Origin of the sequence: Eubacterium sp. F2 (genome assembly GCF_046244355.1) — a bacterium.
Lineage (GTDB): Bacteria > Bacillota > Clostridia > Peptostreptococcales > Anaerovoracaceae > Aminicella.
Window position 1 is genome coordinate 1,552,528 of the sequence record NZ_CP176393.1, and the last position, 25,805, is coordinate 1,578,332.

Sequence of the window (25,805 nt, forward strand, 5' to 3'; positions counted from 1 at the left end):
CTATGCTGACAACAGCGCCTAAGGGAACCAAAGACATTATGCCTGAGGAAATTCACCGCTGGCATTTTGTTGAGGGAAAATTTCGCCGTATGTGCGAAAACTATGGATATAAAGAAATCCGTACACCGGATTTTGAGCATACAGAGCTGTTTTTAAGAGGCGTGGGAGGAACAACGGACATCGTCCAGAAGGAGATGTACACCTTTAAGGATCACGCAGGAAGAAGCATCACGCTGAAGCCGGAGGGAACCTCTCCTGCTGTCCGCGCCTTCACAGAGCATAAGACCTTTGCGAACGTACAGCCGACCAAGCTCTGCTATGAAACACCGTGCTTCCGTTATGAGAAACCGCAGGCAGGCCGTCTGCGCCAGTTCCACCAGTTCGGCATCGAAGTGTTCGGAACACCGGACATGCTGGCAGATGCAGAAGTTATCTGCTTTGCAAAAGATTTCCTGAACGAGATGGGAATTAAAAATGTCCAGCTGGAAATCAACAGCGTCGGCTGCCCGAACTGCCGTCCGAAATACAGGGAAGCACTGAAGAATTTCCTCCGTCCGCATTACGATGAGCTCTGCGACACCTGCAAGAGCCGTTTTGAGACGAACCCGATGAGAATCCTGGACTGTAAGTCTCCGGAGGACCAGAAACTGGTGCAGGACGCACCGATGATGGTCGACTATCTCTGCGACGACTGTAAGGCCGCTTTTGAGGATCTGAAGGCCAATCTGGACGCGATGGGGATCGATTACGTGGTTAACCCGAAGATCGTCAGAGGCCTGGATTACTATACCAAGACCGCATTTGAGTTCGTTTCCACAGGAATCGGCGCGCAGTCTACGGTCTGCGGAGGCGGCCGTTACGACCACCTGGTTGAAGAAATCGGTGGACCGGAAGTTCCGGGTGTAGGATTCGGCCTGGGTATCGAGCGTCTCCTGCTTCTGATGGACGAAAACGGATTCCCGTTCCCGGAGCCTGCACCGGTCGATGTATTCATCGCGGTGATGGGCGATGCGGCGAAGCGTGAGGGTCTGCGCATCATGCATGAAATGCGTCAGTCCGGTCTCCACGCGGAAATGGACATCCTTTCCAGAAAGGTCAAGGGACAGTTCAAGTATGCAGCCCGTCTGAACAGCCGTTTCACCGTTATGATCGGAGATGACGAAATTCAGAAAGGCGTCGTTCAGCTGAAAGATATGGATGCCCATGAGCAGCATGAGCTTCCGCTGAATGAACTGGAAAAAAAGGTACACGAACTCCTCGGAAAGTAATCTGGGAAGTCCGCGGATTCAGATGCAGAGGAACAAGTCAATAAATCAATTATTAATATAATTAAGTCGTCCGCCGGTGCCTGCATTCGGCGGACAGATACACGTTATTCAGGAGTTAAGCAATGTCACAGTTACTAAAGCGCACACATATGTGTGGAGTTCTGACAAAAGAAAACATCGGCCAGGAGGTAACGCTGGACGGCTGGGTTGCCAGCCAGAGGAGCCTTGGCGGGTTAATTTTTGTCGACTTGAGAGATAAAACCGGGATCACGCAGATTGTATTCGATGAGACCATCGATAAGGATAAGTTCGATCTCGCGCAGAGCCTGGGAAGAGAGTATGTTATCGGCGTTTCCGGAAAGGTCCGCGAGCGTTCTTCCAAGAACCCGGACATCCCGACCGGAGATATTGAAATTCTGGCGACAGATATCGTACTGTACGCCTCTTCAGAGACCCCGCCGATCTACATCAAGGATGACGACCAGGTCAGCATGGATCTCCGCCTGAAGTACCGTTATCTGGACCTGCGCAAGCAGAAAATGCAGAGAAACCTGACCTTCAGACATAAGGTCTGCAAGATCGCAAGAGACTATTTCGATGAGAACGGATTCACAGAAGTCGAGACACCGATGCTCGTCCGTTCCACACCGGAAGGCGCCCGTGACTATCTGGTTCCGAGCCGCGTCAACCACGGAATGTTCTATGCACTTCCGCAGTCCCCGCAGCTGTTCAAGCAGCTCCTGATGGTCGGCGGAACAGACCGCTACATGCAGATTGTAAAGTGCTTCCGCGATGAGGACCTGCGGGCAGACAGACAGCCGGAATTCACCCAGATCGACCTGGAGATGAGTTTCGTTGACATGGATGACATTCTGACCATGCAGGAAGGCTTCCTGAAGCGCGTATTCAAGGAAATGCTGGACGTCGACATCAAGACTCCGCTTCCGAGAATGCAGTACTGGGATGCCATGAATCGTTACGGTTCCGATAAGCCGGACACCAGATTCGGATTCGAGCTGCATAAGCTGAACGACATCCCGGCTGTAAAGAACAGCGAATTCAAGGTCTTCAGCAATGCGCTTTCCCAGGGCGGCGATGTCCGCGGAATCTGCATCGATGGAGGCAGCAAAGAGTACAGCCGCAAGAAGATTGACAAGCTGACGGAAGAGACAAAGCATTACGGCGCAAAGGGAATCGTCTGGATTCGTGTAGAAGACGGTGAATTCAAGTCTTCTGTAAACAAGTTCTTCAGCCAGGATGAACTGAAAGAGATCGCAGATGAATTCGATGCAAAGACAGGAGACCTGATCCTGATCGTTGCCGATCAGCCGAAGGTTGTCTATGACAGCCTGGGATTCCTGAGACGTCATATCGCCGACCAGATGGGCCTGCTCGACCCGCATCAGTATAATCTGCTCTGGGTGGTCAACTTCCCGATGTTCGAGAAGAACGAGGACGGAGAGGTCACGGCCATGCATCATCCGTTTACCCATCCGAGAACAGAAGATATCCCGCTGCTGGATACCGATCCGATGCATGTCGGATCCGATACCTATGACATCGTTCTGAACGGTGTGGAAATGGGTGGAGGAAGTATCCGTATTCACGACCGTGATCTTCAGCAGAAGATGTTTGACATCCTGGGAATTACCAAAGAAGAATCTGAGCGTAAGTTCGGATTCCTTCTGGAAGCGTTTAAATATGGAGCACCGCCGCACGGCGGACTGGCATACGGACTTGACCGTATGATCATGCTGCTGACCGGTGAATCCTCCATCCGTGAGGTTATGGCCTTCCCGAAGAACCAGAACGCACAGTGCCTGGTCAGCGATGCGCCGAACACGGTTGACGATGAGCAGCTTAAGGAGCTTGGAATCGCAGTAACAGAGGAATAAATATGAAAAAGAAGCCGGCGGCCGTGCTGGGCGGGACATTTAATCCGATTCATCTCGGACATATATCTATCGCGGAGGCGGCCGCAGAAGAACTTCATCTGCATACCGTCTATCTCATGCCGGCCCATGTCAGCCCCTTTAAGCTGAACGAGCTGCATGTGTCGGATGAAGACCGGCTGGCCATGGTCCGGATTGCCGCGCAGAATCATCCGCGCCTTTCCGTTCTGGATTACGAAATCCGGAAACAGGGCATTTCCTATACCTGGGATACGCTGGAAGAATTGTCCCGGATCCATGAAGACACCGACTTCTGGTTTATTGTCGGCGGGGATTCTTTCCTGCAGCTGAAAAGCTGGAGCCATGGTCCGGAAATCTTAAGCCGGTATGGTATTATATTAACGATACGTCCGGGAATTTCCAGGGAAGACTGTCTGCAGATGAAAGAACAATATGAGAATCAGTATGGCGCGAGAATTTCCCTGGTGCATAATGACCCGCTGGATATTTCTTCTACGGAAATCCGCAGAAGGGCGGCAGAAGGGAAATCACTGAAAGGACTCGTGCCGCGGGAGGTAGAAAAATATATCTATGATCACCGATTATATCGATAAGGATAAAGTTATTCAGTATCTGGACGAGCATTTGTCAGAAAAGCGCCGCCGTCACATTAAAGGCGTTGTGGAAACTGCCGTCAGCCTTGCGAAACAGTACGGAGCGGATCCGGAAAAGGCAGAGGCGGGAGCGCTCTACCATGACATGTTCAAGGAGAGAGACCTGGACGACCTGATTGACCGGTACGGCCTTCCGCAAAAGTATAAAGGAAAGCGGAATCTTGCCCACAGCAAGGTTGCCGCGGCAGTAATGGAAAACGAACTCCACGTTACCGACCGGGATCTGATCAATGCAGTCAGCTATCATACGACCGGACGTCCGGCAATGTCGCTTCTGGAGAAAATTTTATTCCTCGCAGACGCCATTGAGCCGTCGAGAGATTATCCGGGAGTTGACGAAGCAAGAAGACTGGCGTATAAAGATATTGACAGGGCTTGCCTGTATTCGCTGAGCCGGTCAGTGGATTTTGTCCGTTCGCAGGGAAAATATCTGGACGAGGACACGCTGCATGCCAGAGATTATTATGAAAACCAGTTAAAGGAGAGAAAAATGGACAGCAGAACCTTAGCGATTGAAGCAGCGAAGGCAATGGATGCCAAGCTGGGAATTGATGTAGTGATTATCGATGTGGCGGAACGATCCTCGTTTACCGACTACTTGGTTGTCGCATCCGGAAGTTCCGAGCGGCAGGCAGAAGCGCTTGCCGATGCCGCAGAAGACCGCCTTGCTGAGCTTAACGTTTTGTCCCGCAGCACAGAAGGCAGAAGAAACACGGGCTGGATTCTCGTGGATTTTGGTGATATTGTCGTTAACGTATTTACAGAAGAAATGCGTGCGAAATATAATATTGAAGGGGTCTGGGGAGACTGTGACCTCGTGGATTGGAAGTAGTATTGTTTTACAGGGGAAGAAGAAATGGAAGAAAAGTACAATTTTAGTGAGATCGAGAAGAAATGGCAGAAGTACTGGGAGGAGAATAAGTCCTTCAAGGTCACGGAAGATCCATCCAAGGAGAAATTCTATGATCTGGAAATGTTCCCGTACCCGTCCGGAAAGCTGCACATGGGTCATGTAAGAAACTATTCCATCGGAGATGTCATCGCCCGTTTCAAGACGATGCAGGGATACAATGTTCTTCATGTCATGGGCTTCGATTCTTTCGGACTGCCGGCAGAGAACGCGGCGATCAAACATGGTATTGCCCCGGACAAGTGGACGTGGGATAATATTCATGAGATGGAAGACGAGCTGCGCCGTCTCGGACTCTCTTACGACTGGGACCGCGAGGTACAGACTTGCAGCCCGGAATACTATAAGTGGATGCAGTGGATCTTTATTCAGTTCTATAATAAAGGTCTTGCATATAAAAAAGAAAACCCGGTGAACTGGTGCCCAAGCTGCCAGACCGTACTGGCAAATGAGCAGGTTGTAGACGGCTGCTGCGAGCGCTGCCACACACCTGTAACCAAGAAGGACCTGTCTCAGTGGTATCTGCGTATCACAGACTACGCGGACAGACTTCTGGATAATCTGGACAAGCTCCCGGGATGGCCGAACAAGGTAAAAGTCATGCAGCGCAACTGGATCGGAAGATCCGTCGGCGCAGAAATTGATTTTAAGATTGTGGATTCCGATAAATCACTGAAGGTCTTCACAACCCGTGCAGACACATTGTTCGGAGCGACATTCATGGTAATGTCACCGGAGCACCCTTACCTGATGGAGCTGGTAAAGGGCAGCGAATACGAGAAACCGGTGAATGAATATGTCGAGAAAGTCAAGCACCTGAATGACATTGAGCGTACGTCCACCACACGCGAGAAGACAGGTGTATTTATCGGACGCTATGCGGTAAATCCGGTAAATGGAAAACAGATTCCGATCTATATTTCCGACTACGTACTGATGAGCTACGGAACAGGAGCAATCATGGCGGTTCCGGCTCACGACCAGAGAGACTTCGATTTCGCGAAGAAGTTCGGCCTGGACATCATTCCGGTAGTCGACAGCGACGATCCGGAGATCGATGTCAATAATCTGACCCAGGCATTTGATGCAGAGGGAACGATGATCAATTCCGAGCAGTTCAATGGAATGAACAACCGCGAAGCGATCGGCAAGATGATCGACTGGCTGGACAGCGAGGGAATCGGAAAGAAGACGGTCAACTACAAGCTCAGAGACTGGCTGATCTCCAGACAGAGATACTGGGGAACGCCGATCCCGATGGTTTACTGCGAAGACTGCGGATGGGTTCCTGAAAAAGAGGAGAACCTGCCGGTTCTGCTTCCTAAGGATGTAGAATTCACCGGAAAGGGAGAATCCCCGATTACGACATCCAAGTCCTTCGTAGAATGCACATGCCCGCGCTGCGGAAAGAAAGCAAGACGTGAAGTCGACACAATGGATACATTCCTCGACTCTTCCTGGTACTATCTGCGTTATACAGATCCGCACAACGACAAAAAGGCATGGGACAAGAAGAAAGCCGATTACTGGATGAATGTCGACCAGTACATCGGAGGCGTTGAGCACGCGATCCTGCACCTGATGTACGCGCGTTTCTTCATGATGGCGCTCTATGACCTGGGACTGGTCAGCAAGGAGGAGCCTTTCCGCAATCTGCTGACACAGGGCATGGTAAACAAGGCCGATGAGAACGGCGTCTTCAAGAAAATGAGTAAATCTGTCGGAAATGTCGTCAGCCCGGAAGAGATTCTGAAGAAATACGGCGCAGATACAGCGAGACTGTTCATTCTGTTTGCTGCACCACCGGAAAGAGAACTGGACTGGTCAGATGAAGGTGTGGACGGAAGCTACCGTTTCCTGAACCGTGTCTGGAGACTGGTTTATGAATTCGTCAGCCAGAACGGTGATAAGGAACTTCCTGTTGAGGTGAAGTCGGATCTCGACAAGAACTTGAACTATGTATTGAATACGACGATTAAGAAAGTGACCGATGACATCAGCAAGCGTTATAACTTCAACACTGCTATCAGCTCCATCATGGAATTGGTCAATGAGCTTTACAAGGATAAGGACCAGAAGGATCTGAACCCGGGACTTTATGCCAAGGCTGTCAGAACCGTTGTCGTCCTGCTCTCCCCGTTCACCCCGCATATCTGCGAAGAAATGTGGCAGAATCTGGGCGGAGAAGACACACTGACACACCACGCATGGCCATCTTATGATGAGAAGGCACTCGTCAAGGACGAGGTAGAGATTGTTGTTCAGCTGAACGGAAAAGTCAAGGCAAAAGTCAGCGCTGCAAGCGGACTGTCCAGAGAGGAACTCGCTGAGATGGTTCAGCAGGATGCAAGGGTTAAGGAACTTCTTGAAGGCAAAAATATCGTGAAGACCATTGCGGTACCGAATCGGCTTGTAAACTTTGTCGTCAGGTAGAGAGGACCTTAATGAGAGAGAATAACAAGAACAATGCCCAGGAGAAGAATACCCGGGCAAAAAGAAACGGCCAGAGGAATAACCATTCCTCTGAGCGCCGTTTCAACAGCCGCAAGTCCGGTGAGAACAGAAAAGCGGACGCGGCGGGAGATCGTCTGGGCCGGGAGCTGGGCCTGAAGCCGAAGACACAGTCATCTGCAAGGCACACGGCCAACATCCACAGGGGCGCAAGAACCAGAAATGATACGCATGCGCGCAAAAAGCCGGAAAGCATAAAGATTTTCCCGATCGGCGGTTTGGATGAAATCGGAAAGAATATGACCCTTCTCGAATACAAGGATCAGATTCTGATCATCGACTGCGGAATGTCTTTTCCGGATGACAGCATGTACGGAATTGATGTTGTAATCCCGGACTTCAGCTATGTTGTAAAGAACGCAGCCAAAGTCAAGGGACTGATCATTACCCACGGACACGAAGACCATATCGGCGGCGTGCCGTATCTGCTGAAGCAGATCAATGTTCCGATTTACGGAACACCTCTGTCACTGGGACTGATCAGAAACAAGCTGGAAGAGCACGGAATCAGAGGCAATCTGAATGTCATTCACGCCGGAGACACCTTCAGGGTCGGCGCGTTTGAGATTGAAGCCATTCATACCACGCATTCTATCGCGGACGCGGTATGCTACTTTATCAAAACGCCGGCTGCCAGAATCTTCCACACAGGAGACTTTAAAATCGACTACACACCGGTCGACGGAGATCCGATCGATCTGGGAAGACTGGCAGAAATCGGAGATTCCGGAGTCGATTTGATGATGTGTGATTCCACCAATGTCGTACGTCCGGGCTATACCCGTTCCGAGCGCGTTGTAGGAGAATCCCTGGACGGAATTTTCCGTGAAGCGGAAAACCGTATCATCATTGCGACATTCTCCTCGAATGTCAACCGAATCCAGAAGATCATCGAACTGTCTGTGAAGTACGGAAGGAAATTTGCCGTATCCGGCCGGAGCATGGATAATGTCGTCAAGCTGGCCATGGAACTGGGCTATTTGAAATTCCCGGCAGGCTCCTATGTGGAACTGAACCAGACCAGAGGAATTCCAGACAGTAAATTAACGATTATTACTACAGGAAGCCAGGGCGAACCGCTTTCCGCGCTTGCCAGAATGGCAGCCGATGAACACAGAAACGTAAAGCTGAAGAAGGGTGATACGGTAATCCTGTCATCCACACCGGTTCCGGGAAATGAAAAATCCGTTTCCAGAGTCGTCAATCAGCTCTACCAGAAGCAGGTACATGTCATCTATAACGAGAATGCGGATATCCACGTTTCAGGACATGCCTGCCAGGAAGACCTGAAACTGATGCATTCCCTGATCCGTCCGAAGTTCTTTATGCCGGTTCACGGAGAGCACAGACATCTGATTATTCACCGTCAGCTCGCCGAGCAGCTTGGAGAAAAGAAAGACCATATCTTTATTCTGAGCAATGGAGACCAGCTGACCCTGACAAAGAAGAGGGCCATCCGCTTTAAAAATGTGGTTCCTGCAGAAGATATCATGGTCGACGGACTCGGTATCGGCGATGTCGGAAATATCGTTCTGAAGGACCGTCAGCTCCTCTCAGAGTCAGGACTGATTCTGGTTGTTGCCGGCGTAGACACCGGAAGCGGAACACTGGTTTCCGGACCGGAAATCGTTTCCAGAGGATTTGTATATGTCAAGGAGAACGAGGGACTGATTGCAGAATCCAGAAAGGTTGCGCAGAATACGATCGAAAAGAGTCTGGCAGGAGGATTCCAGGACTGGAACAGTCTGAAAAACGATGTGCGTGACGACCTGCGCCGCTTCATTTTCCAGAAGACCAGGAGGAGTCCGCTGATTCTGCCGGTCTTCCTGCAGATCTAACGGGAGGAAAGAATGAACGTATATGATCAGGCCCACGGTCTGGCTCAGGCCATAAAGGAGTCAGAGGAATTCAAGCAGTACGACCAGATGCAGAAACTGGTTGACAGCGATCCGGAACTTTCAAACATGGTAAAAGAGCTGCAGAATCTCCAGCTTCGTCAGCAGTCCATGCAGATGAACGGTGATCAGCCGTCACCGGAAATGATGCAGGAGATCCAGCGTATTTCCGCCATGATGATGTCCAATCCCGCTGCCGCGCAGTATATGCAGACAGCAATGCGTTTTTCGCTGATGATGGCAGACGTTTATAAGATTGTCGGCGAGGCCATCGGCATGGACATGTCGCAGCTTCCGGATATGATGAAAAACCTGTAAATCAGATTTTTCACCGGTCAAAGAGAAATACACCAGCAATCAGAACGTCCGGCTGTTGCAAATCACCGCAGTTCTGATATAATATATTAGATTTACTAAAAAAAATAGGGAGTGAAAAACCAATGATTACAGCAGGAGATTTCAGAAAGGGCATGACGTTCGAACTGGACGGAGAGCCTAACGTTGTTGTCGACTTTCAGCATGTTAAGCCGGGCAAAGGTGCTGCGTTCGTAAGAACAAAGTATAAGAACATTATTACCGGTGCGATCCGTGAGACGGCATTCAACCCGACAGAGAAGTTTAATGAAGCAAGAATTGAGACCAGAAAGATGACTTATCTCTACAATGACGGAGATCTGTTCTATTTCATGGACCCAGAGTCATTCGAGCAGATTCCGGTAGGAAAGGATCTGATGGGAGACGCAGTAAAGTACATTCGTGAGAACGATGAAGCTACACTCCGTTTCTATGAGAATTCCTGCTTCGCCGTTGAACCGCCGAACTTCGTAGACCTGACCGTTACAGAGACAGAGCCGGGAATCAAGGGCGACACAGCTACGAATGTAACCAAGGCCGCAACCGTTGAGACTGGCGCAGTCATTCAGGTTCCTATCTTCATTGAAGAGGGAGAAAAGATTCAGATCGATACGAGAACAGGAGAGTATCTCGGAAGATCCAAGGAGTAATGAACCGTATAAGGAAATGCATGAGGAGGGACGTAGATGTTTTATTTACGTCCCTTTCTTGTCCATGCGGATATTTTTGCCGAGCAGTAAACCGATTCTCGGAGGAGCTTCCGCAGGACTGTTTCTGGATAGAGAAATAATGGAGTTTGTGTATGAACACAGGAAATAACAGCGGACATGGAAAACGTATCGTCCTGGTCATCGTGCTGATTCTGATTCTCATCGCGGCAACGGCAGGAATCTGGTACATTTCATCAACCCGGCCGGAGAATAAGAATTCCAGCAAGGTGCAAGTCGTCACGATCCAGCAGGGAACCGGCGCTTCCGCCATCGGACAAATCTTAAAGAGCAAGGGGCTGATCCGCTCTGCCGCGGCATTCCGGATTTACGGAAAACTGAACGGAACCGATGCGAAGTATCAGGCCGGTACCTACGGCATCAGCAGATCCATGAGCGTCAGCAGAATCGCGCAGATCATTGCTTCCGGAAAAACGAATACCATCAGTGTAACCATTCCGGAAGGCCTGACGGAATATCAGATTGCAAAGAAATTTTCATCTGCAGGTCTGGTAAAATACAGCAGTTTTGTGAACGAACTGGAAAACGGTGATTTCCGCTCCGAGTTCAGTTTCCTGAAAGGCGCCCAGAAAGGAAACCATCAGATGGAAGGCTATCTTTTCCCGGATACTTATGCGGTAGCGCCGGGCACGAGCAGCCATAAGATCATCGAGATGATGCTGAAAAGGGAGCAGACCGAGCTGAACACGCTGAAATTCAGCAGTAATGTGAAGAAAGGATACAGCGTTAATAAGGTCATGACCATCGCTTCCATTATCGAGAAGGAATGCCAGGCTGATCAGGACCGCGCTAAGGTTTCCAGCGTTATCTACAACCGTCTGAAGAAGAATATGCCGCTTCAGATGGACTCTACGATTACCTATCTGCTGGATCAGACCGGAAGCCATAAAACAGAAGTCACGTATAAAGACCTGAAGATTGACTCCCCGTATAATACATATAAGAATACGGGACTTCCTCCGGGGCCGATTGCCAGCCCGGGAAAGGCATCCATGGAAGCCGCTCTGCATCCTGCCAATACTAAGTATCTGTACTTTGTTGTCAGCAGCAAACTGGACGGAAGCCATGTCTTCAGCAGCAGCTACAGTCAGTTTGAAAAAGACAAGGCCGCATACAGCAAGGCGCTGAAGAAGCAGCAGAGTAAGTAACAGATCTGATTAGAATACAGAAACGATACAGACAGAAAGGAAGATCGTTTTGGAGATAGAAATTACCAGCCCGCTGGTGGAAGATTTTCTTCACCAGCATTACCGGCCGCTGAACAGCAGTCTTGAAAAGCTCCGGGAAATATCCAGGGCAGATAAAGTCCCGCTGATCAGAAGAGAAACCGAGATGCTCCTTTCCACACTGCTGGAACTGAAGCAGCCGAGGAAAATTTTGGAAATCGGAACTGCAATCGGTTACTCAGCCGTATATTTTGCGACTTTCTGCCCGCATGCAGAGGTATACACGATAGAAAAGGATGAGTACATGTTCCGCGCCGCCCGGATCAATGTCCGCCAGTCACGTCTGGAGAACCAGATCCATGTTCTTCACGGAGACGGTGCAGAAATGATCGATCTTTTGAAAGCCAACGGAATCAAAGATTTCGACATGGTATTTATCGATGCGGCAAAGAGCAAGTACGGAGAATTCATGGATCATGCACTGACGGTATGCAGGGACGGTGCCATGATTGTCTGCGATGATATTCTGCAGAACGGACTGACATTGATTGACGCAGACATGGATCCGAAACGTGAGAGAAAACACCGGACCAATATCCGTCAGATGAGAGAATTTATTTCTAAGATTATGGACGACCCGAGACTGTCCACTTCCCTGAATGCGGTGGGAGACGGAATGTCGGTTTCCATCTATCACGGCGATGAAGAATAGAAACAGGACAGTCACAGAAAAACGGAGAGGCAGAGAATGAAGAAGAAACTGGAACTGCTGGCACCTGCCGGTGATCTGGAAAAACTGAAGACGGCGATCCAGTACGGCGCCGATGCAGTATATTTTGGCGGGGAAATGTTTTCCCTGCGTGCAGGAGCCGGAAACCTGTCAATTGACGACATCAAAGAGGGGCTAGAGTACGCCCACAGCCGTGGAAAACGCTGTTATATGACGATTAATATCTATGCGCATAACACAGATATCGATCCGCTTTACCGCTATCTGGAAAAGATTAAAGACCTCGGAATCGATGCATTTCTGATTTCTGATCCGGGAATCATTGAGATGGTAAAAGAAGTTATCCCTGGCGCGGAAATCCATTTGTCCACACAGGCCAATATGACCAACTGGAGAACCGGTAAGTTCTGGACAGAGAAAATGGGCGTACAGCGCCTGGTTCTGGCCAGGGAACTGAGCTTCCGGGAAATCCGGGAAATTCATGAGAAACTTCCGGATACGGATCTGGAGGCCTTCGTTCACGGTGCCATGTGCATCAGCTATTCCGGCCGCTGCCTGCTCAGCAATTTTATGACTGGAAGAGATGCCAACCGCGGAGCCTGCGCCCACCCATGCCGCTATAAATATGCGCTGGTGGAAGAAAAGCGCCCGGGACAGTACTGGCCGATTGAAGAAGATGACCGCGGCTCCTATATCATGAACTCTAAAGATCTCTGCATGATCGCCCATATTCCGGAGCTGGTGGAGGCAGGAATTTCAAGTGCCAAGATTGAAGGACGCATGAAGAGTATCTTCTATGTGGCCACCGTTGTTCACGCCTACCGCCAGGCGATTGATGCCTACTATGAGGATCCGGAGCACTGGACCTTTAAGGAAGAGTGGATGGATGAGCTGAAGAAGGCCAGCCACAGAATGTTTACGACCGGTTTCTATTATGGAAAGCCGTCCGGAAATGAGCAGAACTACGAGAGCAGCGCCTACATCCGGGAGTACTCTTTTGTAGGAAAAGTTCTGGATTATAATGAGGAGACCGGTTACGCGCTGGTCGAGCAGAGAAATAAAATGTCTGAAGGCGATGAAATTGAAGTTTTCGGGCCGGAGATTAGTTTCTTCACACAGACCATTACAGACATGAGGGATGCGGAAAGCGATGAACGCCTGGAATCCGCTCCGCATCCGCAGCAGAAACTCCGGATGAAAATGGACCAGCCGGTTCGTCCGGGCTGGCTGCTCAGAATGAAAACCCAAAAATAGGCTCACCTGGATAAGCGGATTCCGATAAGAAAAATCGAGGAGATGGAGATTTATGTTACAGGACCCTTTAGCCGTCCGAATATGCATTATTGCGTCGGTCGCGGCATTTGTTTTTAATGTGCTGGTAGAATTTACCTACCGTTCGATAGAAAATTTCAGCAGGAGCAAGTGGGACGAACTTCCTGAAAATAAGCAGCCGCTGATGAGAAAATACCTGGACCAGCCATTCCGTTACAGGGGAACGGACAAGCTGCTGCAGGTGCTCTGTGTTGCCGCAGGATCAGTCTGTCTGTGGATGGTATTCCTCCCGGACTGGAAAACAGCCCTGATCCGCCTGGCGGTCTATCTGGCCGCCCTGATTGCCGTTTTGTTTTTTGCGGGACGGACAGCAGACCAGCACGCAGAGGGAATGGCAGCCGTCATGTGCAGTTTCCAGAGAGTGCTCTGTATCCTGTTTTTCCCGCTGACCTGGCTGCTCAGAGTGCTGAGTAACATTCTTCTGATGATTTTCCGTCAGAACAGGAGAGAAGAAGATGAGCAGTTCTCGGAAGAGGATGTCATGTCCCTCCTTGAAGAAGGGCAGAAAAACGGTGCGATTCAGGAAGAAGGCCGTAAAATGATCGGCAGTATCTTCCAGTTCGATGATGAGCTCGCCTATGAGATCATGACACCGAGAACGGATGTGTTTATGATCGATATCGATGACACGCCGGATGAATACCTGGATCAGCTGATGAGCATGCGGTATTCCAGAATTCCGGTCTATGAAGAGGAACCGGATAACATTCTGGGAATTCTCCATATTAAAGACTTCCTGATTCAGGCAAGGAAAAAGGGATTTGAACATGTGGATATCCGCTCCATTCTGAGAAAGCCCTATCTGGTTCCGGAAACGAAGAATATCGCCGCTCTGTTTATGGAGCTGCAGGCCACACGCCAGCATATCTGCATTCTGATTGATGAATACGGTGGCTTCAGCGGCATTGTCACCATGGAGGACATCATCGAAGAGATTGTCGGAGACATTGATGACGAGTACGATGTCGAAACAGAAGATATTAAGGAACTTCCGGATAATACCTGGCTGGTCAGCGGAAATGTCGCACTGGATGATCTGAATGAAGAAACCGGATCGGATCTGGAGTCGGATAACAGCGAAACCCTGGGCGGATTCATTATCGACCTGATCGGAGAAATTCCGAAAGACGGCCGGAACAGCCGGAAGGTGGAATATAAAAACTATACATTCACCATTCTCTACGTTAAAGAACGCCGCATCGTCCAGGTGCGCATGGTAATCCGCCCGCCGGAAGAAGAGAACGAGGATGAGAGGGTGTAAAGTATTAGTGGGAGGTTAGAAACTGGAAAAGGGATCTCCAAGTGCTAAGATAAAAGTGAAGAAATTACATCTATGCACTCGAAAGGAGATCCCTATGCCATCTATTATACATGAAATTGCAGCTGAATTCCTGGAAAATATTCTGGAAACACTAAAACCTCACGAAGGAATGAATTGGGAGGAAACCAGCGCAAAACTCATGAAGTACTGCAGGGAAACAACCGCCAGGTTCATTCGTGCGGCAGCAGAGGGATTTGATCAGGAATTGAGGAATGACAAAGCTGGCCGGAAACAACTCGGACTCACGATCAAAGCCAGAGGCAGGAAACGGACAATTTATACAGAATTTGGGACGATCGGGATCGAACGGAGCTATTACTATGACAAGAACAGCGGGAAGCACCGGTTTCTTCTGGATGAGATTCTTGGACTGCCAAAGTATGAACGTGTTGACCGGGTCGTAGGAAAGAAGCTGGCTGAAAATGCAGCCTGTGTATCCTATGCGAAGAGTTCTGAGATCGTGACGGGAGGTGAACTGAGCAGACAAACGGTAAGGAACTGTATCATGAAGGTGAATGTTCCAGAGACCGCAGTACCAGAGGTGAAGCGAAAGGTCAGTGTGCTCCATGTTTTTGCTGACGAGGATCACGTGCACATGCAGAAAGCAGGAAAGAAGCCCGGAAAACGGAGCAGAATCGTGCCACTGGTGACAGTGACAGAAGGAATCCGGATGATCGGCACCCATCGGAATGCGACGGTAGAGCCGGTAAGCTTCGTCGATGAAGAGTTCAATACCAGACGTCTGTGGAAGACGGTAGAGGGATTTATCGAGAAGAAATATGACATGGATGTGCTGGAGAAAATCGTGCTGCATGGAGACGGCGGGAACTGGATCCGGAATGGTCTGGACGATTTTTGTCATGTAGTTCACGTTATGGATGGTTTTCATTTCCAGAAGGCCCTTCGGTCACTGGCAGTCAGGTTTCCAAAGAGAAGAGTGAAGAAAGTGATCATGGATGCTGTGAAGGGAAATGATCAAAGCAGAGCTGACCGGTGCATACAGGAACTGCTGGATGACGCGAAGGAAGACAAGGAGCTGACAGAAAAAGTCAACGGATTCGGTGTCTATCTGAATGGGAACTGGAAGCCAATCGTGAATCGTTTCAAGAAGGATATGCCGGGAAGCTGTACAGAAGGACTGGTTAGTCATATTCTGTCGAAACGGTTCAGTCGTGAGCCGCAGGGATGGAGCGATGAAGGGCTCGGAAGACTGAGTGACATCAGAGTGTATCTGATCAATGGCGGTGAACTGAAGGCGAGTGATCTGCAGAAAAAAGAGCCTGAGAATATTCTCCGGGAGAAGTACGCTGAATATGCGGACCGTGTCATCCAGCATGCGGAAAAAGAACTGCATGACTGGAGTATTTTTGACGGAGAGCCTATTGTCATGGACGGAGCTTCCGGAACTCAGATGCTGATCAAGAGCTGTGGAGCAGTAAGAGAACTGCTAAGCTGATTGAACGTGAGACTGTAATGCAGCCTGATGCCTGGACTTCTGAGCGCCTCGCTGCCAGACGATCGACGGCCTGAATCCGGGGAAGGAAACAGCTGTGTGGAATGGAACCGTTCCGGGCATGAAATGCACGGAAACGGTGACAGGACACACAGGGCGTACCGAGGACGGGTCCGAAGGTACGCAGCCCGGAGAAGGCCGGCGGAGTCGGAAGCGTGAGCATGCGCGAAGGGAGCCGGGAGGCGTTCCAGGCACAGGCTGCGTACAGCTCACAAAACAACTTGGAGATCTGTCAACAAAAACTCCCACTAGCTCTTGACACCATCCGAGGATGAGGAAGATTAGGCAGACGCGCAGGATTATGCTATAATTTCATCATGAGAAAGGAAATGCCATGGAAGAGGAAGAACGCCAGGACATTGCGGAAAAACTGATGGAGCTGATTGCAGAAACTGCGGAATCCGTGGACGGAGTCAGCAGCATGTGCAGCACCTTCACAGAAGCCATCGCGGACAACCTTCCAGTAAGTCGTAAATCCCGTGTTAAAGGAGTAAAGCTGGATGAACGCGGAGGAAACATAATCGCAGACATCTATCTGAACGCAGAATACGGACAGAGCATACCGGAACTCGCCTGGAACGTGCAGAATGCCGTCAGCAGCCGGGTCTCTGAAAAATTATCAGTTAAACTGAAGAAAATCAATGTACATGTACAGGGCGTCACAAGCCGCCACAGTCAGAACAGGGAAGAGGAACAGGAATGAACAGAACGCACGGAGAGATGAGCAGAAAGCAGGCCAGAGAGTGGATGATGCAGGTCTATTACCAGATGGACGTTTTGAAGGACTTTGATCCAGATCATGAGGACAGCATCCTGACACAGAAAAAGATGGATGAGCAGGAAGAGTACTGCAGAAGGCTGTACCGGCTTCTGATTAAGCATAAGAGCCAGCTCGACCATTACATCGACAGCTTCAGCATCGGCTGGAAAATCGAGCGTATGGCCAAGACTGACCTGGCAATTCTCCGTCTTGCCACGGCTGAAATTCTCTATATGAAAGATATTCCTGTTGCGGTTTCCATCAACGAGGCCGTCGACCTGGCAAAGAAATACGGAACAGAAGAGAGTCCCCGTTTCATCAACGCGATCCTGGCCAAGGTCGCAGATGCCGATATTCCGGAGGAAGAACCGGAAGATCAGAAGGAAGAGGGAAACGAGTAATGCAGGGAGCAGTACTGGGAATTGACACGAGCAATTACAAGACGTCGGCCGCACTGGTTTCAGCAGACGGCCGCTTACTCTGCGACCGCAGACGATTCCTGGATGTTCCGGAAAATGAGCGCGGGCTGCGGCAGCAGAACGCGCTCTTTCAGCATGTGCTTCATCTTCCGGAACTTCTGGAAGAGCTGTTTTCTGAATCGGGCGTTACTTCGGAGCAGCTGGCCGCGGTAGCAGTCAGTACCCGTCCGCGCCCGGTGGAAGGCTCCTACATGCCTGTTTTTCTGGCAGGAGAAGGGACGGCGAGAAGCCTTGCGGCGGCCCTTCATCTGCCTCTGATCCGGACCTCCCATCAGGAGGGGCATATCCGTGCGGCGGCGCAGAGTTCCGGTATGGAAATCCCGGACCGCATGATTTCTTTCCACTTCTCTGGCGGCACGACAGAAGCGGTTCTTCTGGACCAGACAAAAAGAAATCAGAAAGAGGCCGGCTGGTATCAGAAAGTGGGCGGCACAGAAGACCTGGCTGCCGGACAGGTACTGGACAGAATCGGCGTCCAGCTCGGATTTTCTTTTCCCTGCGGGCAGTATCTGGATCAGATCGCTGTGGAAATGGAAGCATGCAGGATTCCAGATCATGAATTATTCCGGCTTTCTTCTATCCGCTGTAAAGACGGGTATGTGCATTTCTCCGGCCTGGAAACAGACTGCAGCAGAAGGCTGGAACGGATTCTGAAAATGGACGATCAGGAGCTCAGGGATATTCTTGGTGAAGAGGGAATGAACAGCCTGGAGAATCACAGGCCGGGTAACTCCCTGCCGGACTCTTTTTTGTCGACGCTTCCTTCGGAAGAAAAGAGAAAAGCGGCAGGGCTGATGATTCTGCTTCTGATGAAGAGAATCACCAGAGCAGCGGCGCTGATGACCGCGGATCTTGCGGAAATTCATGACGTTCACACTTTTCTTCTGGCGGGCGGTGTCGCGTCCAGTCAGTTTATGAGGACGCATTTTCAGGAGGAGCTGAAAAGAGCGCAGGAAAAACAGAAAAACCGGCATCGGCGGAAACAGAATCAGGTCTGCTTCGGAACACCGCAGATGTCATCGGATAATGCAGTCGGCGTGGCCTTTCTCGGGCTGGATGCATTGGAAAAAGACAGTCAGCTGAAGTAAGGCAGAAAGGAAGGCAGTATGGCACTGAAACCCATTACCGTGTCGGAACTGAACCGTTATCTGTCCAGAATCATTGAGACGGATCCGATTCTTTCCATGGCAGCTGTGAGAGGAGAGATTTCTGCGCCGAGGAAATCGGCCAGCGGACATCTGTATTTTACGCTGAAAGATGATAGCAGCAGAATCAGCTGCATGATTCCGGCGGATGACCTTGAGGAGATGCATCTGGAACCGGCTGACGGCATGGAAGTTACGGTCAGGGGACGTGTGCATGTCTATATGCGCGGCGGAAGTTATACACTGATTGTAAAGTCCATGGAGGCAGAAGGAGAAGGAAGTCTTCAGATCGCCTTTCAGAAGCTGAAGGAGAAGCTGGAGAAGGAAGGCCTGTTCGATCCGGCGCATAAGAAGCCGATTCCGGCTTTTCCGTCGGCGGTGGGTGTCATCACGTCAGGAACAGGCGCGGCCGTCAGAGACATCCTGAAGAATCTGACCATGAGAAACGATTTTGCGGATATTCTGGTCTTTCCGGTCCTGGTTCAGGGCGATCAGGCGGCCGCAGACATTTCCTCAGCCATCCGCTATGCGAACTGCGCACATCCGGAACTGGATGTGCTGATTGTGGGACGAGGCGGCGGTTCTATTGAGGATCTCTGGGCCTTTAATGAGGAGCCGGTTGCCCGGGCAATTTACGACAGTAAAATTCCGGTGATTTCTGCAGTAGGACATGAAATTGACTTTACAATTTCCGACATGACGGCGGATCTGCGGGCGGAGACACCGACCAAGGGCGCGGTGCTGGCCGTGCCGGATACGCATCTGCTGAGAGAGGAACTGGAAAAGACAAAGCAGATTCTGAACTGGAGAGCCGGGGGCAAACTGCAGAACGCGGAGCTTGCGGCATCAGAGCAGAAAAACAGGCTGATTATGGGTATCCAAAGCCGCATCCAGAATGCGGAACATGAACTGAAGCAGCTCAGCATCCTGCTGAAGGCCAATCATCCGGGCAGAATCCTTGAGCAGGGATATTCCATGCTGGAAGATCAGGAGGGGCATGTGATTTCGGATATTTCGCAGCTTCAGACCAGCAGCCCGGGGCATGATCATCCGGCACTTTACCGCCTGATCATGAAGAATGGAATGGCGGAAATTGCGGTGATCCGGAAAGAAGATTCGAAGAAAGCAGAAGATGCCGGCAGGTCCCGGTAAGGACGCAGACAGGAGAATACGATGAGCAAGAAGGAAAACGCAGAAGGATTCGAAAAATCAATGGAGAAACTCCGTCAGGCGGCGGATCAGATCCAGCGTCCGGACATCAGCATCGAGGACGCGCTGAAATGCTATGAAGAGGGAATGAAATGCTACGATTCCTGCATGAACATACTGGAATCCGCAAAACAGAAGATTGAAACGGAAGAAGTTCCGAAAGCATAAAAATATTGATGATACCCGGATTTTTCAGATCAGTCAGGAGGCGAATATGAAGATTCAATATGACGAATTGAAAGATTTAGTGGAGCAGCACCTGCTGGACTTTATTCCGCAGGTTAATCCGCTCAGCCAGACGCTTTATGATTCTATGGAATACAGTCTTACAGGCGGCGGAAAGAGGCTGCGGCCGGTGCTGCTGCTGGCTTCATGTCAGTTTGCGGGAGGGGATCCGGTGAAAGCGCTGCCCTACGCCTGTGCGATGGAGTATATTCACACCTATTCCCTGATTCATGATGACCTTCCGGCCATGGATGACGATGATCTGAGAAGAGGGCGTCCGACCAATCATATCCGCTTTGGTGCAGACATTGCGACCCTGGCCGGAGACGGGCTGCTGAACACGGCTTTTGAGCTGATGTTTAAGGACATGTTCCTCTACTTCGACAAGCCGGACCTGCTGAAACGCAGAGTTTCCGCGGCTTACCGGATTGCTGTGGGCGCAGGCGTGCAGGGCATGGTTGCCGGACAGGTATCGGATGTGGAATCGGATCACGGTCAGAATTCTTCCCCGGAGATGCTGCGGCACATTCATATCAATAAGACGGCGGCGATGATCATGGGCGCCGTATCCGCGGGACTGGAGCTCGGAGGAGCCGATCAGGAAATGAAGGATCACCTGCGGAAGTATGCGGAAAATCTGGGGCTGGAGTTCCAGGTTGTGGATGATATCCTGGATGTTACCGGAACCGCAGAACAGCTGGGAAAGGATCCCCATCAGGATGAGGCAAACGGAAAACTGACTTATGTTTCCCTGTACGGCCTGGACGGAGCGAAAAAACGCGCATCCCAGCTGACACAGATGGCCCTTGCCGAACTGAAGGATTACGGAGAAGAAGCGGATTTCTTCCGTGATCTTGTGGTAAAATTAGAAAAGAGAACGCATTAATTTCTGCGCTATGCAGAAAGATTCCGCACGGAAGACGGTATGTGCGGAGCCCCGGAGCGCACCGGGAAGTTTTATGAAAACGGAGGAGTATAGCGGATGAAGAAACTGGAAGACTATCACTTTCCTGAAGATCTGAAGACGATGAACAATCATGAAATGGAGCTGCTCTCAGCAGAAATCCGTGAATTTCTGATTGAGCATGTGTCGAAAACCGGAGGACACCTGGCGTCCAATCTGGGCGTTGTGGAGCTGACGGTTGCGCTTCACCGCGTGTTTGACAGTCCGAAGGATAAAATTATCTGGGACGTCGGCCACCAGTCCTATGTGCATAAGATTCTTACAGGGCGTGCGGATCAGTTCGATCACCTCCGCATGACCGGCGGAATGAGCGGATTTCCGAAGAAATGCGAAAGCGCGCATGATGTTTACCAGACCGGACATTCCAGCACCTCGATCTCCGCTGCGGCAGGAATGGCCGCGGCCAGAGACATCCGCCACGAGCACTATAGTGTGATTGCCGTGATCGGAGACGGATCCCTGACCGGCGGCATGGTCTACGAGGCGATGAATAACATTGGAATTTCCAAGTCCAAGGTGATTATCATCGTCAATGACAATGGCATGTCCATTTCCAAGAATATCGGCGGAATGTCCGAGCACCTGACCAAGCTGAGAACCAGCCGGAAGTATCTGCAGACAAAAAGCAGCGTCAAGAGGAAAGTCCAGGGAATACCGCTGATCGGCCAGGGCGTTTACGAGGGCATGGCTGCAGCAAAAAACTGGATGAAATACGCGCTGATGTCCGGCGGAATTCTTTTTGAAGAACTGGGATTCACTTATCTGGGTCCCGTGGACGGACACGATATTCCGGCATTGCGGGGTGCGCTGACCCGGGCCAGAAGAGTGGACGGGCCGGTGGTTCTTCATGTCATGACGCAGAAAGGAAAGGGTTACCGCAACGCAGAGAAAGATCCGGGGAAATTCCACGGTATCGGGCCCTTTGACCCGGAAACCGGTGCGGTTCTGCATCCGTCCGGATGCACCTGGTCCAAGGTATTTGGAAAGACGATGGATCAGCTCGGTAAGGAAGACAAGAGGATTGTGGCCGTGACTGCCGCCATGGAGGACGCGACGGGACTTTCCGACTTCGCGAAGCATTATCCGAAGAGATTCTTCGATGTGGGCATCGCAGAGGCTCATGCCGTCACCTTCTGCGCGGGCCTTGCCACAAGTGGTATGAAACCGGTTGCCGCAATTTATTCCAGTTTTCTTCAGCGTGCATATGACCAGATTATCGAAGATGTCTGTATCCAGAATCTGCCGGTGGTTCTGGCGATTGACCGTGCCGGAATCGTCGGTGCAGACGGAGAGACCCATCACGGTGTGTTCGATCTGAGTTTCCTCTGCGGGATACCGAATATGCATGTATTTTCACCGGCGGAGGGCAGGCAGCTTCCGGCCTTGCTCAGGTATGCTTTGTCCCTGAACGCGCCTGCGGCGGTGCGTTACCCGAGAGGCGGATGCAGCTGTGACGGAGACCTTCCGGAGTATCAGGGCGGAAACCAGAGAATTTCAGAGGGGACCGATGTTGAAATCTGGGCGGTCGGCCCGATGCTCAGCCATGCACAGGCGGCGGCGGAAATCCTCGAAAAGCAGGGGTATTCCGTCGGGATCATCAGTGTTCTTCAGGTGAAGCCGATGGATCTGTCTCTGCTGAATCCTGAGGTGAAGCTTGCGGTTACCCTGGAGGACGGCATAGTTCTGGAGGGCTTCGGGGCCATGTTCCAGGAGAAGGCACCGTGCGGCCTGCATGTGTTGAGTCTGGGATGGCCGGATAAATTCGTGAGCCACGGCTCTCCGGATGACCTTTACCGCATGTACGGACTGGATGGCGCAGGAATTGCGGAATCCGTATGTTCGGCGCTGAAAAATCTGCAGAAATAACAGGAGTGAATATTGGATAAGAAAAAGAAAAAAGAAAGATTAGATGTCCTTCTTGTTCAGAAGGGATATTTTCCGTCCAGGGAGAGGGCACAGCGCTCGATTATGGCCGGGGTCGTGTTCGTCGACGGACAGCGGAGCGACAAGGCAGGAAATAAGATTGATCCGGACGCGGAGATTGAGGTTCGGGAAGATGTCTGCCCATACGTCAGCCGCGGCGGATTCAAGCTGGAGAAGTCCATGGAGCTGTTCCCGATCGATCTGAAGGGGAGGATCTGTGCAGATATCGGTGCTTCTACGGGCGGTTTTACGGACTGCATGCTGCAGAACGGAGCCGCAAAGGTTTATGCCATGGATGTCGGCTATGGCCAGCTTGCCTGGAAACTGAGGAGCGATCCGCGCGTTGTGAATATGGAGAAGTGCAATGTGCGCTATCTGGACCCTGCGCTGGTGCCGGATCCCATCGATTTCATCAGCGTAGATGTGTCATTTATTTCCCTGAAGCTGATTTTTCCGACGGCGGCAAAAATCATCCGCAAGGGGGGACAGATGGTGTGCCTGGTCAAGCCGCAATTTGAGGCCGGGCGTGAGCAGATGCGCGGCACTGGCGGCATTGTCAGAGATCCGGAAATCCATAAGGAAGTTATCCGGAAAGCTGCTGCTTATGCTGTTGATAATGGGTTCACACCAAAAGGTTTAACCTTTTCTCCGGTAAAAGGCACAAAAGGGAATATTGAGTACTTATTGTATATTGAATACAATAACAAATCCGATAATTTGGGTGACATTCCAGTCGATTCGCGTTATAATGAGGTTACTGTTGAAAGCATTGTCAGACAATCTCACGAAGATTTGTAAGTATTTTCAGTGAGTGCCCGCAAGAGTTTTCATTATACTTGTGAAATAAATGGCATAGTATTTTGTCTGTGCAGTCTTTTGTATGTGAAAGAAGAAGTACGTATCAATGTAATGAAAGGAGATTCATTATGGAACTTTCCAAGAGAGTGCAGGAGATGCAGTTCTCCCCGATCCGTAAGTTCAACCCGATCGCTATTGAGGCAGAGCAGAAAGGCAAGAAGGTTTACCACCTGAACATCGGCCAGCCGGATATCGAGACTCCGCCGGAGTTCATGGAAGCCATCAGAGCATATGAGCCAAAGGTTATCGCATACGGCGAGTCCGGCGGACTTCCGGAGCTGCAGGACGCGATCATCGGATACTATAAGAAGATCGGCGTTGACCTGGAGAGAAAGAACATCATCGTAACAACCGGAGGATCCGAGGCGCTGATGATGTCCTTCCTGAACATCCTGAACGAGGGCGACCAGGTTATGATGGCAGAGCCGTTCTACACCAACTACAACACATTTGCTCTGGAAGCAGGCGGAAGCGTTGCACCGATCACAGCAAGCGCAGACGACGGATACCAGTATGCAAAGAGAGAGCTGCTGGAGAAGTCCCTGACACCGAACACCAAGGCAATTGCCTGCATCTCCCCGGGAAACCCGACAGGAAACGTTCTGACACTGGACGACATGAAGGTTATCTGCGAGTTCGCAAAGGATCACGATCTGTGGGTAATGGCCGATGAGGTTTACAGAGAGTTCGTATACGACGGAAGAAAGCTCGCTTCCTTCGGACAGCTGTCCGAGTACGCAGACAGAGTTATCCTGATCGACTCCGTATCCAAGAGATTCTCCGCATGCGGAGCAAGAATCGGCTGCGTAATCTCCAAGAACGACGAGTTCATGAGCGGAATCATGAAGATGGCACAGGGCAGACTCTGCTCCTCCACAATCGACCAGATCGGAGCAGCAGCACTCTACAGCGTTCCAGATTCCTATTATAAGGCAGTTAATGAAGAGTACTGCGCAAGAAGAGATACCATCCACGCAGAACTCATGAAGATTCCTGGCGTAGTCTGCCAGAAGCCGGGTGGAGCATTCTACATGACCGTCAAACTGCCGGTTGAAGACGCAGAAGACTTCCTGATGTTCCTGCTGACCGAGTTCGATGATAATGGCGAGACTGTTATGTACGCACCGGCAAGCGGCTTCTACGCAACAAAGGGCATCGGAAAGGATGAGATCAGAATTGCTTACATCCTGAAGAAAGAAGACCTGAAGAGAGCCGCAGAACTCCTCGGTCTCGGCCTCAAGGCTTACAAGGCAAAGGGAAATAAGTAACGGCATCGTATATATACCAATATATAGGCTAAAAGAGACGGGTGCAGACGCATCCGTCTCTTTTCATGTGGTGCTTTGCCCATGCCGATGAGCCGAAGGCGAAGTGCGACTGGCTCTGCAGCACTGGCTGGATTCTGTGAATGAAATCTGGAAGATGAGAAATTAATTACTTGGCTGGAAGATGTGGTTTTTCAGTGTACATGCCGGATACCGGGTAAAGATATGGAAATATGATGAAAATGTGAAGGAATGGTTCCCGGTTCGTTTTTTTTCAAGTTTTGAGAGGAAGCGCAGAACCGAATAATTATAAATGTCCGGATCAGGCAGAGATGTCCTGGAAATATTACAAAAATCTGGAACTTTGAGAGCGGTTAAAGAGGGCAAAGGCACTGGAAAAGGACAGCGTCGAAACTATTTGTTGCCGAAGGGCGTCAGAAATCGAAAAATGGCGGATATATGCGGAATTTTACACAGTAAATTTTCAGAATACTTATTGCGAGGAAAAGCCGGGTTCTGCAGAATATAGGATAATCATGATTTAAACGAACCAGAAAAATACAAACTTAGATGAACACAAAATACATACATATACATGAATGAATATCCATTGATGAAGGAAAGAAGATCCATCCGTTCAAGAAAGTTGCTGACTACAAGGCATCGAAGGCCCGTGTCTACAC

General features: G+C 50.5%; 22 protein-coding genes. All 22 read left to right on the forward strand.

What is annotated here, in order from left to right:
- The first annotated feature begins 2 nt into the window (after positions 1 to 2).
- The 22 genes from hisS to ACI77B_RS06640 all read left to right on the forward strand — a co-directional run bounded on the left by hisS (position 3) and on the right by ACI77B_RS06640 (position 25,125).
- Positions 3 to 1,268 (forward strand): histidine--tRNA ligase, encoded by a 1,266-nt coding sequence (gene hisS / locus ACI77B_RS06535; RefSeq protein WP_409336082.1) that lies wholly within the window; start codon positions 3 to 5, stop codon positions 1,266 to 1,268.
- A 122-nt stretch (positions 1,269 to 1,390) separates the two neighbouring features.
- A complete protein-coding gene (gene aspS / locus ACI77B_RS06540; protein WP_409336083.1) occupies positions 1,391 to 3,163 on the forward strand; it encodes an aspartate--tRNA ligase in 1,773 nt (590 codons plus the stop codon).
- A 2-nt stretch (positions 3,164 to 3,165) separates the two neighbouring features.
- Positions 3,166 to 3,774: a nicotinate (nicotinamide) nucleotide adenylyltransferase gene (gene nadD / locus ACI77B_RS06545; protein WP_409336084.1), complete on the forward strand. Its 609-nt coding sequence runs from the start codon at positions 3,166 to 3,168 to the stop codon at positions 3,772 to 3,774.
- Positions 3,752 to 4,666 (forward strand): bis(5'-nucleosyl)-tetraphosphatase (symmetrical) YqeK, encoded by a 915-nt coding sequence (gene yqeK, locus ACI77B_RS06550; RefSeq protein ID WP_409336085.1) that lies wholly within the window; start codon positions 3,752 to 3,754, stop codon positions 4,664 to 4,666. Before nadD ends, yqeK begins: the two co-directional genes overlap by 23 nt.
- Positions 4,667 to 4,690: 24 nt before the next feature.
- Positions 4,691 to 7,177 (forward strand): leucine--tRNA ligase, encoded by a 2,487-nt coding sequence (gene leuS / locus ACI77B_RS06555; protein WP_409336086.1) that lies wholly within the window; start codon positions 4,691 to 4,693, stop codon positions 7,175 to 7,177.
- Positions 7,178 to 7,188: 11 nt separating this feature from the next.
- Positions 7,189 to 9,093 carry a ribonuclease J gene (locus ACI77B_RS06560; protein WP_409336087.1) on the forward strand — a complete coding sequence of 635 codons (1,905 nt, stop codon included), beginning with the start codon at positions 7,189 to 7,191 and terminating at the stop codon, positions 9,091 to 9,093.
- A gap of 12 nt (positions 9,094 to 9,105) precedes the next feature.
- Entirely contained in the window at positions 9,106 to 9,468 is a 363-nt protein-coding gene (locus tag ACI77B_RS06565) for a YlbF family regulator (RefSeq protein WP_409336088.1), read from the forward strand.
- A 122-nt stretch (positions 9,469 to 9,590) separates the two neighbouring features.
- Positions 9,591 to 10,154, forward strand: a complete 564-nt coding sequence (gene efp / locus ACI77B_RS06570) for an elongation factor P (protein WP_178262847.1) — start codon at positions 9,591 to 9,593, stop codon at positions 10,152 to 10,154.
- Positions 10,155 to 10,306: 152 nt separating this feature from the next.
- Positions 10,307 to 11,380, forward strand: coding sequence for an endolytic transglycosylase MltG (gene mltG / locus ACI77B_RS06575; protein WP_409336089.1), 1,074 nt, complete (start codon positions 10,307 to 10,309; stop codon positions 11,378 to 11,380).
- Positions 11,381 to 11,429: 49 nt separating this feature from the next.
- On the forward strand, positions 11,430 to 12,110 hold the full coding sequence (locus ACI77B_RS06580; protein ID WP_409336090.1) for an O-methyltransferase: 681 nt from the start codon (positions 11,430 to 11,432) through the stop codon (positions 12,108 to 12,110).
- 36 nt (positions 12,111 to 12,146) lie between these two features.
- Complete coding sequence (locus tag ACI77B_RS06585; RefSeq protein WP_409336091.1) at positions 12,147 to 13,382, forward strand: peptidase U32 family protein; 1,236 nt, start codon at positions 12,147 to 12,149, stop codon at positions 13,380 to 13,382.
- A gap of 52 nt (positions 13,383 to 13,434) precedes the next feature.
- Positions 13,435 to 14,721 (forward strand): transporter associated domain-containing protein, encoded by a 1,287-nt coding sequence (locus ACI77B_RS06590; RefSeq protein ID WP_409336092.1) that lies wholly within the window; start codon positions 13,435 to 13,437, stop codon positions 14,719 to 14,721.
- A 94-nt stretch (positions 14,722 to 14,815) separates the two neighbouring features.
- Positions 14,816 to 16,237 (forward strand): ISLre2 family transposase, encoded by a 1,422-nt coding sequence (locus ACI77B_RS06595; RefSeq protein ID WP_409335832.1) that lies wholly within the window; start codon positions 14,816 to 14,818, stop codon positions 16,235 to 16,237.
- Between the two features lie 391 nt (positions 16,238 to 16,628).
- Entirely contained in the window at positions 16,629 to 16,997 is a 369-nt protein-coding gene (locus tag ACI77B_RS06600; RefSeq protein WP_409336093.1) for an Asp23/Gls24 family envelope stress response protein, read from the forward strand.
- Positions 16,994 to 17,455, forward strand: coding sequence for a transcription antitermination factor NusB (gene nusB / locus ACI77B_RS06605; protein ID WP_409336094.1), 462 nt, complete (start codon positions 16,994 to 16,996; stop codon positions 17,453 to 17,455). Before ACI77B_RS06600 ends, nusB begins: the two co-directional genes overlap by 4 nt.
- Positions 17,455 to 18,621, forward strand: coding sequence for a hypothetical protein (locus tag ACI77B_RS06610; RefSeq protein WP_409336095.1), 1,167 nt, complete (start codon positions 17,455 to 17,457; stop codon positions 18,619 to 18,621). Before nusB ends, ACI77B_RS06610 begins: the two co-directional genes overlap by 1 nt.
- Positions 18,622 to 18,639: 18 nt before the next feature.
- Positions 18,640 to 19,830, forward strand: a complete 1,191-nt coding sequence (gene xseA / locus ACI77B_RS06615) for an exodeoxyribonuclease VII large subunit (protein WP_409336096.1) — start codon at positions 18,640 to 18,642, stop codon at positions 19,828 to 19,830.
- Positions 19,831 to 19,851: 21 nt separating this feature from the next.
- Positions 19,852 to 20,055, forward strand: a complete 204-nt coding sequence (xseB, locus tag ACI77B_RS06620; protein ID WP_409336097.1) for an exodeoxyribonuclease VII small subunit — start codon at positions 19,852 to 19,854, stop codon at positions 20,053 to 20,055.
- Between the two features lie 46 nt (positions 20,056 to 20,101).
- Entirely contained in the window at positions 20,102 to 20,998 is an 897-nt protein-coding gene (locus tag ACI77B_RS06625; protein ID WP_409336098.1) for a polyprenyl synthetase family protein, read from the forward strand.
- Between the two features lie 96 nt (positions 20,999 to 21,094).
- Positions 21,095 to 22,942 (forward strand): 1-deoxy-D-xylulose-5-phosphate synthase, encoded by a 1,848-nt coding sequence (gene dxs, locus ACI77B_RS06630; protein WP_409336099.1) that lies wholly within the window; start codon positions 21,095 to 21,097, stop codon positions 22,940 to 22,942.
- 12 nt (positions 22,943 to 22,954) lie between these two features.
- A complete protein-coding gene (locus tag ACI77B_RS06635) occupies positions 22,955 to 23,797 on the forward strand; it encodes a TlyA family RNA methyltransferase (RefSeq protein WP_409336100.1) in 843 nt (280 codons plus the stop codon).
- Positions 23,798 to 23,925: 128 nt separating this feature from the next.
- Entirely contained in the window at positions 23,926 to 25,125 is a 1,200-nt protein-coding gene (locus ACI77B_RS06640) for a pyridoxal phosphate-dependent aminotransferase (RefSeq protein ID WP_409336101.1), read from the forward strand.
- Positions 25,126 to 25,805: the final 680 nt, after the last annotated feature.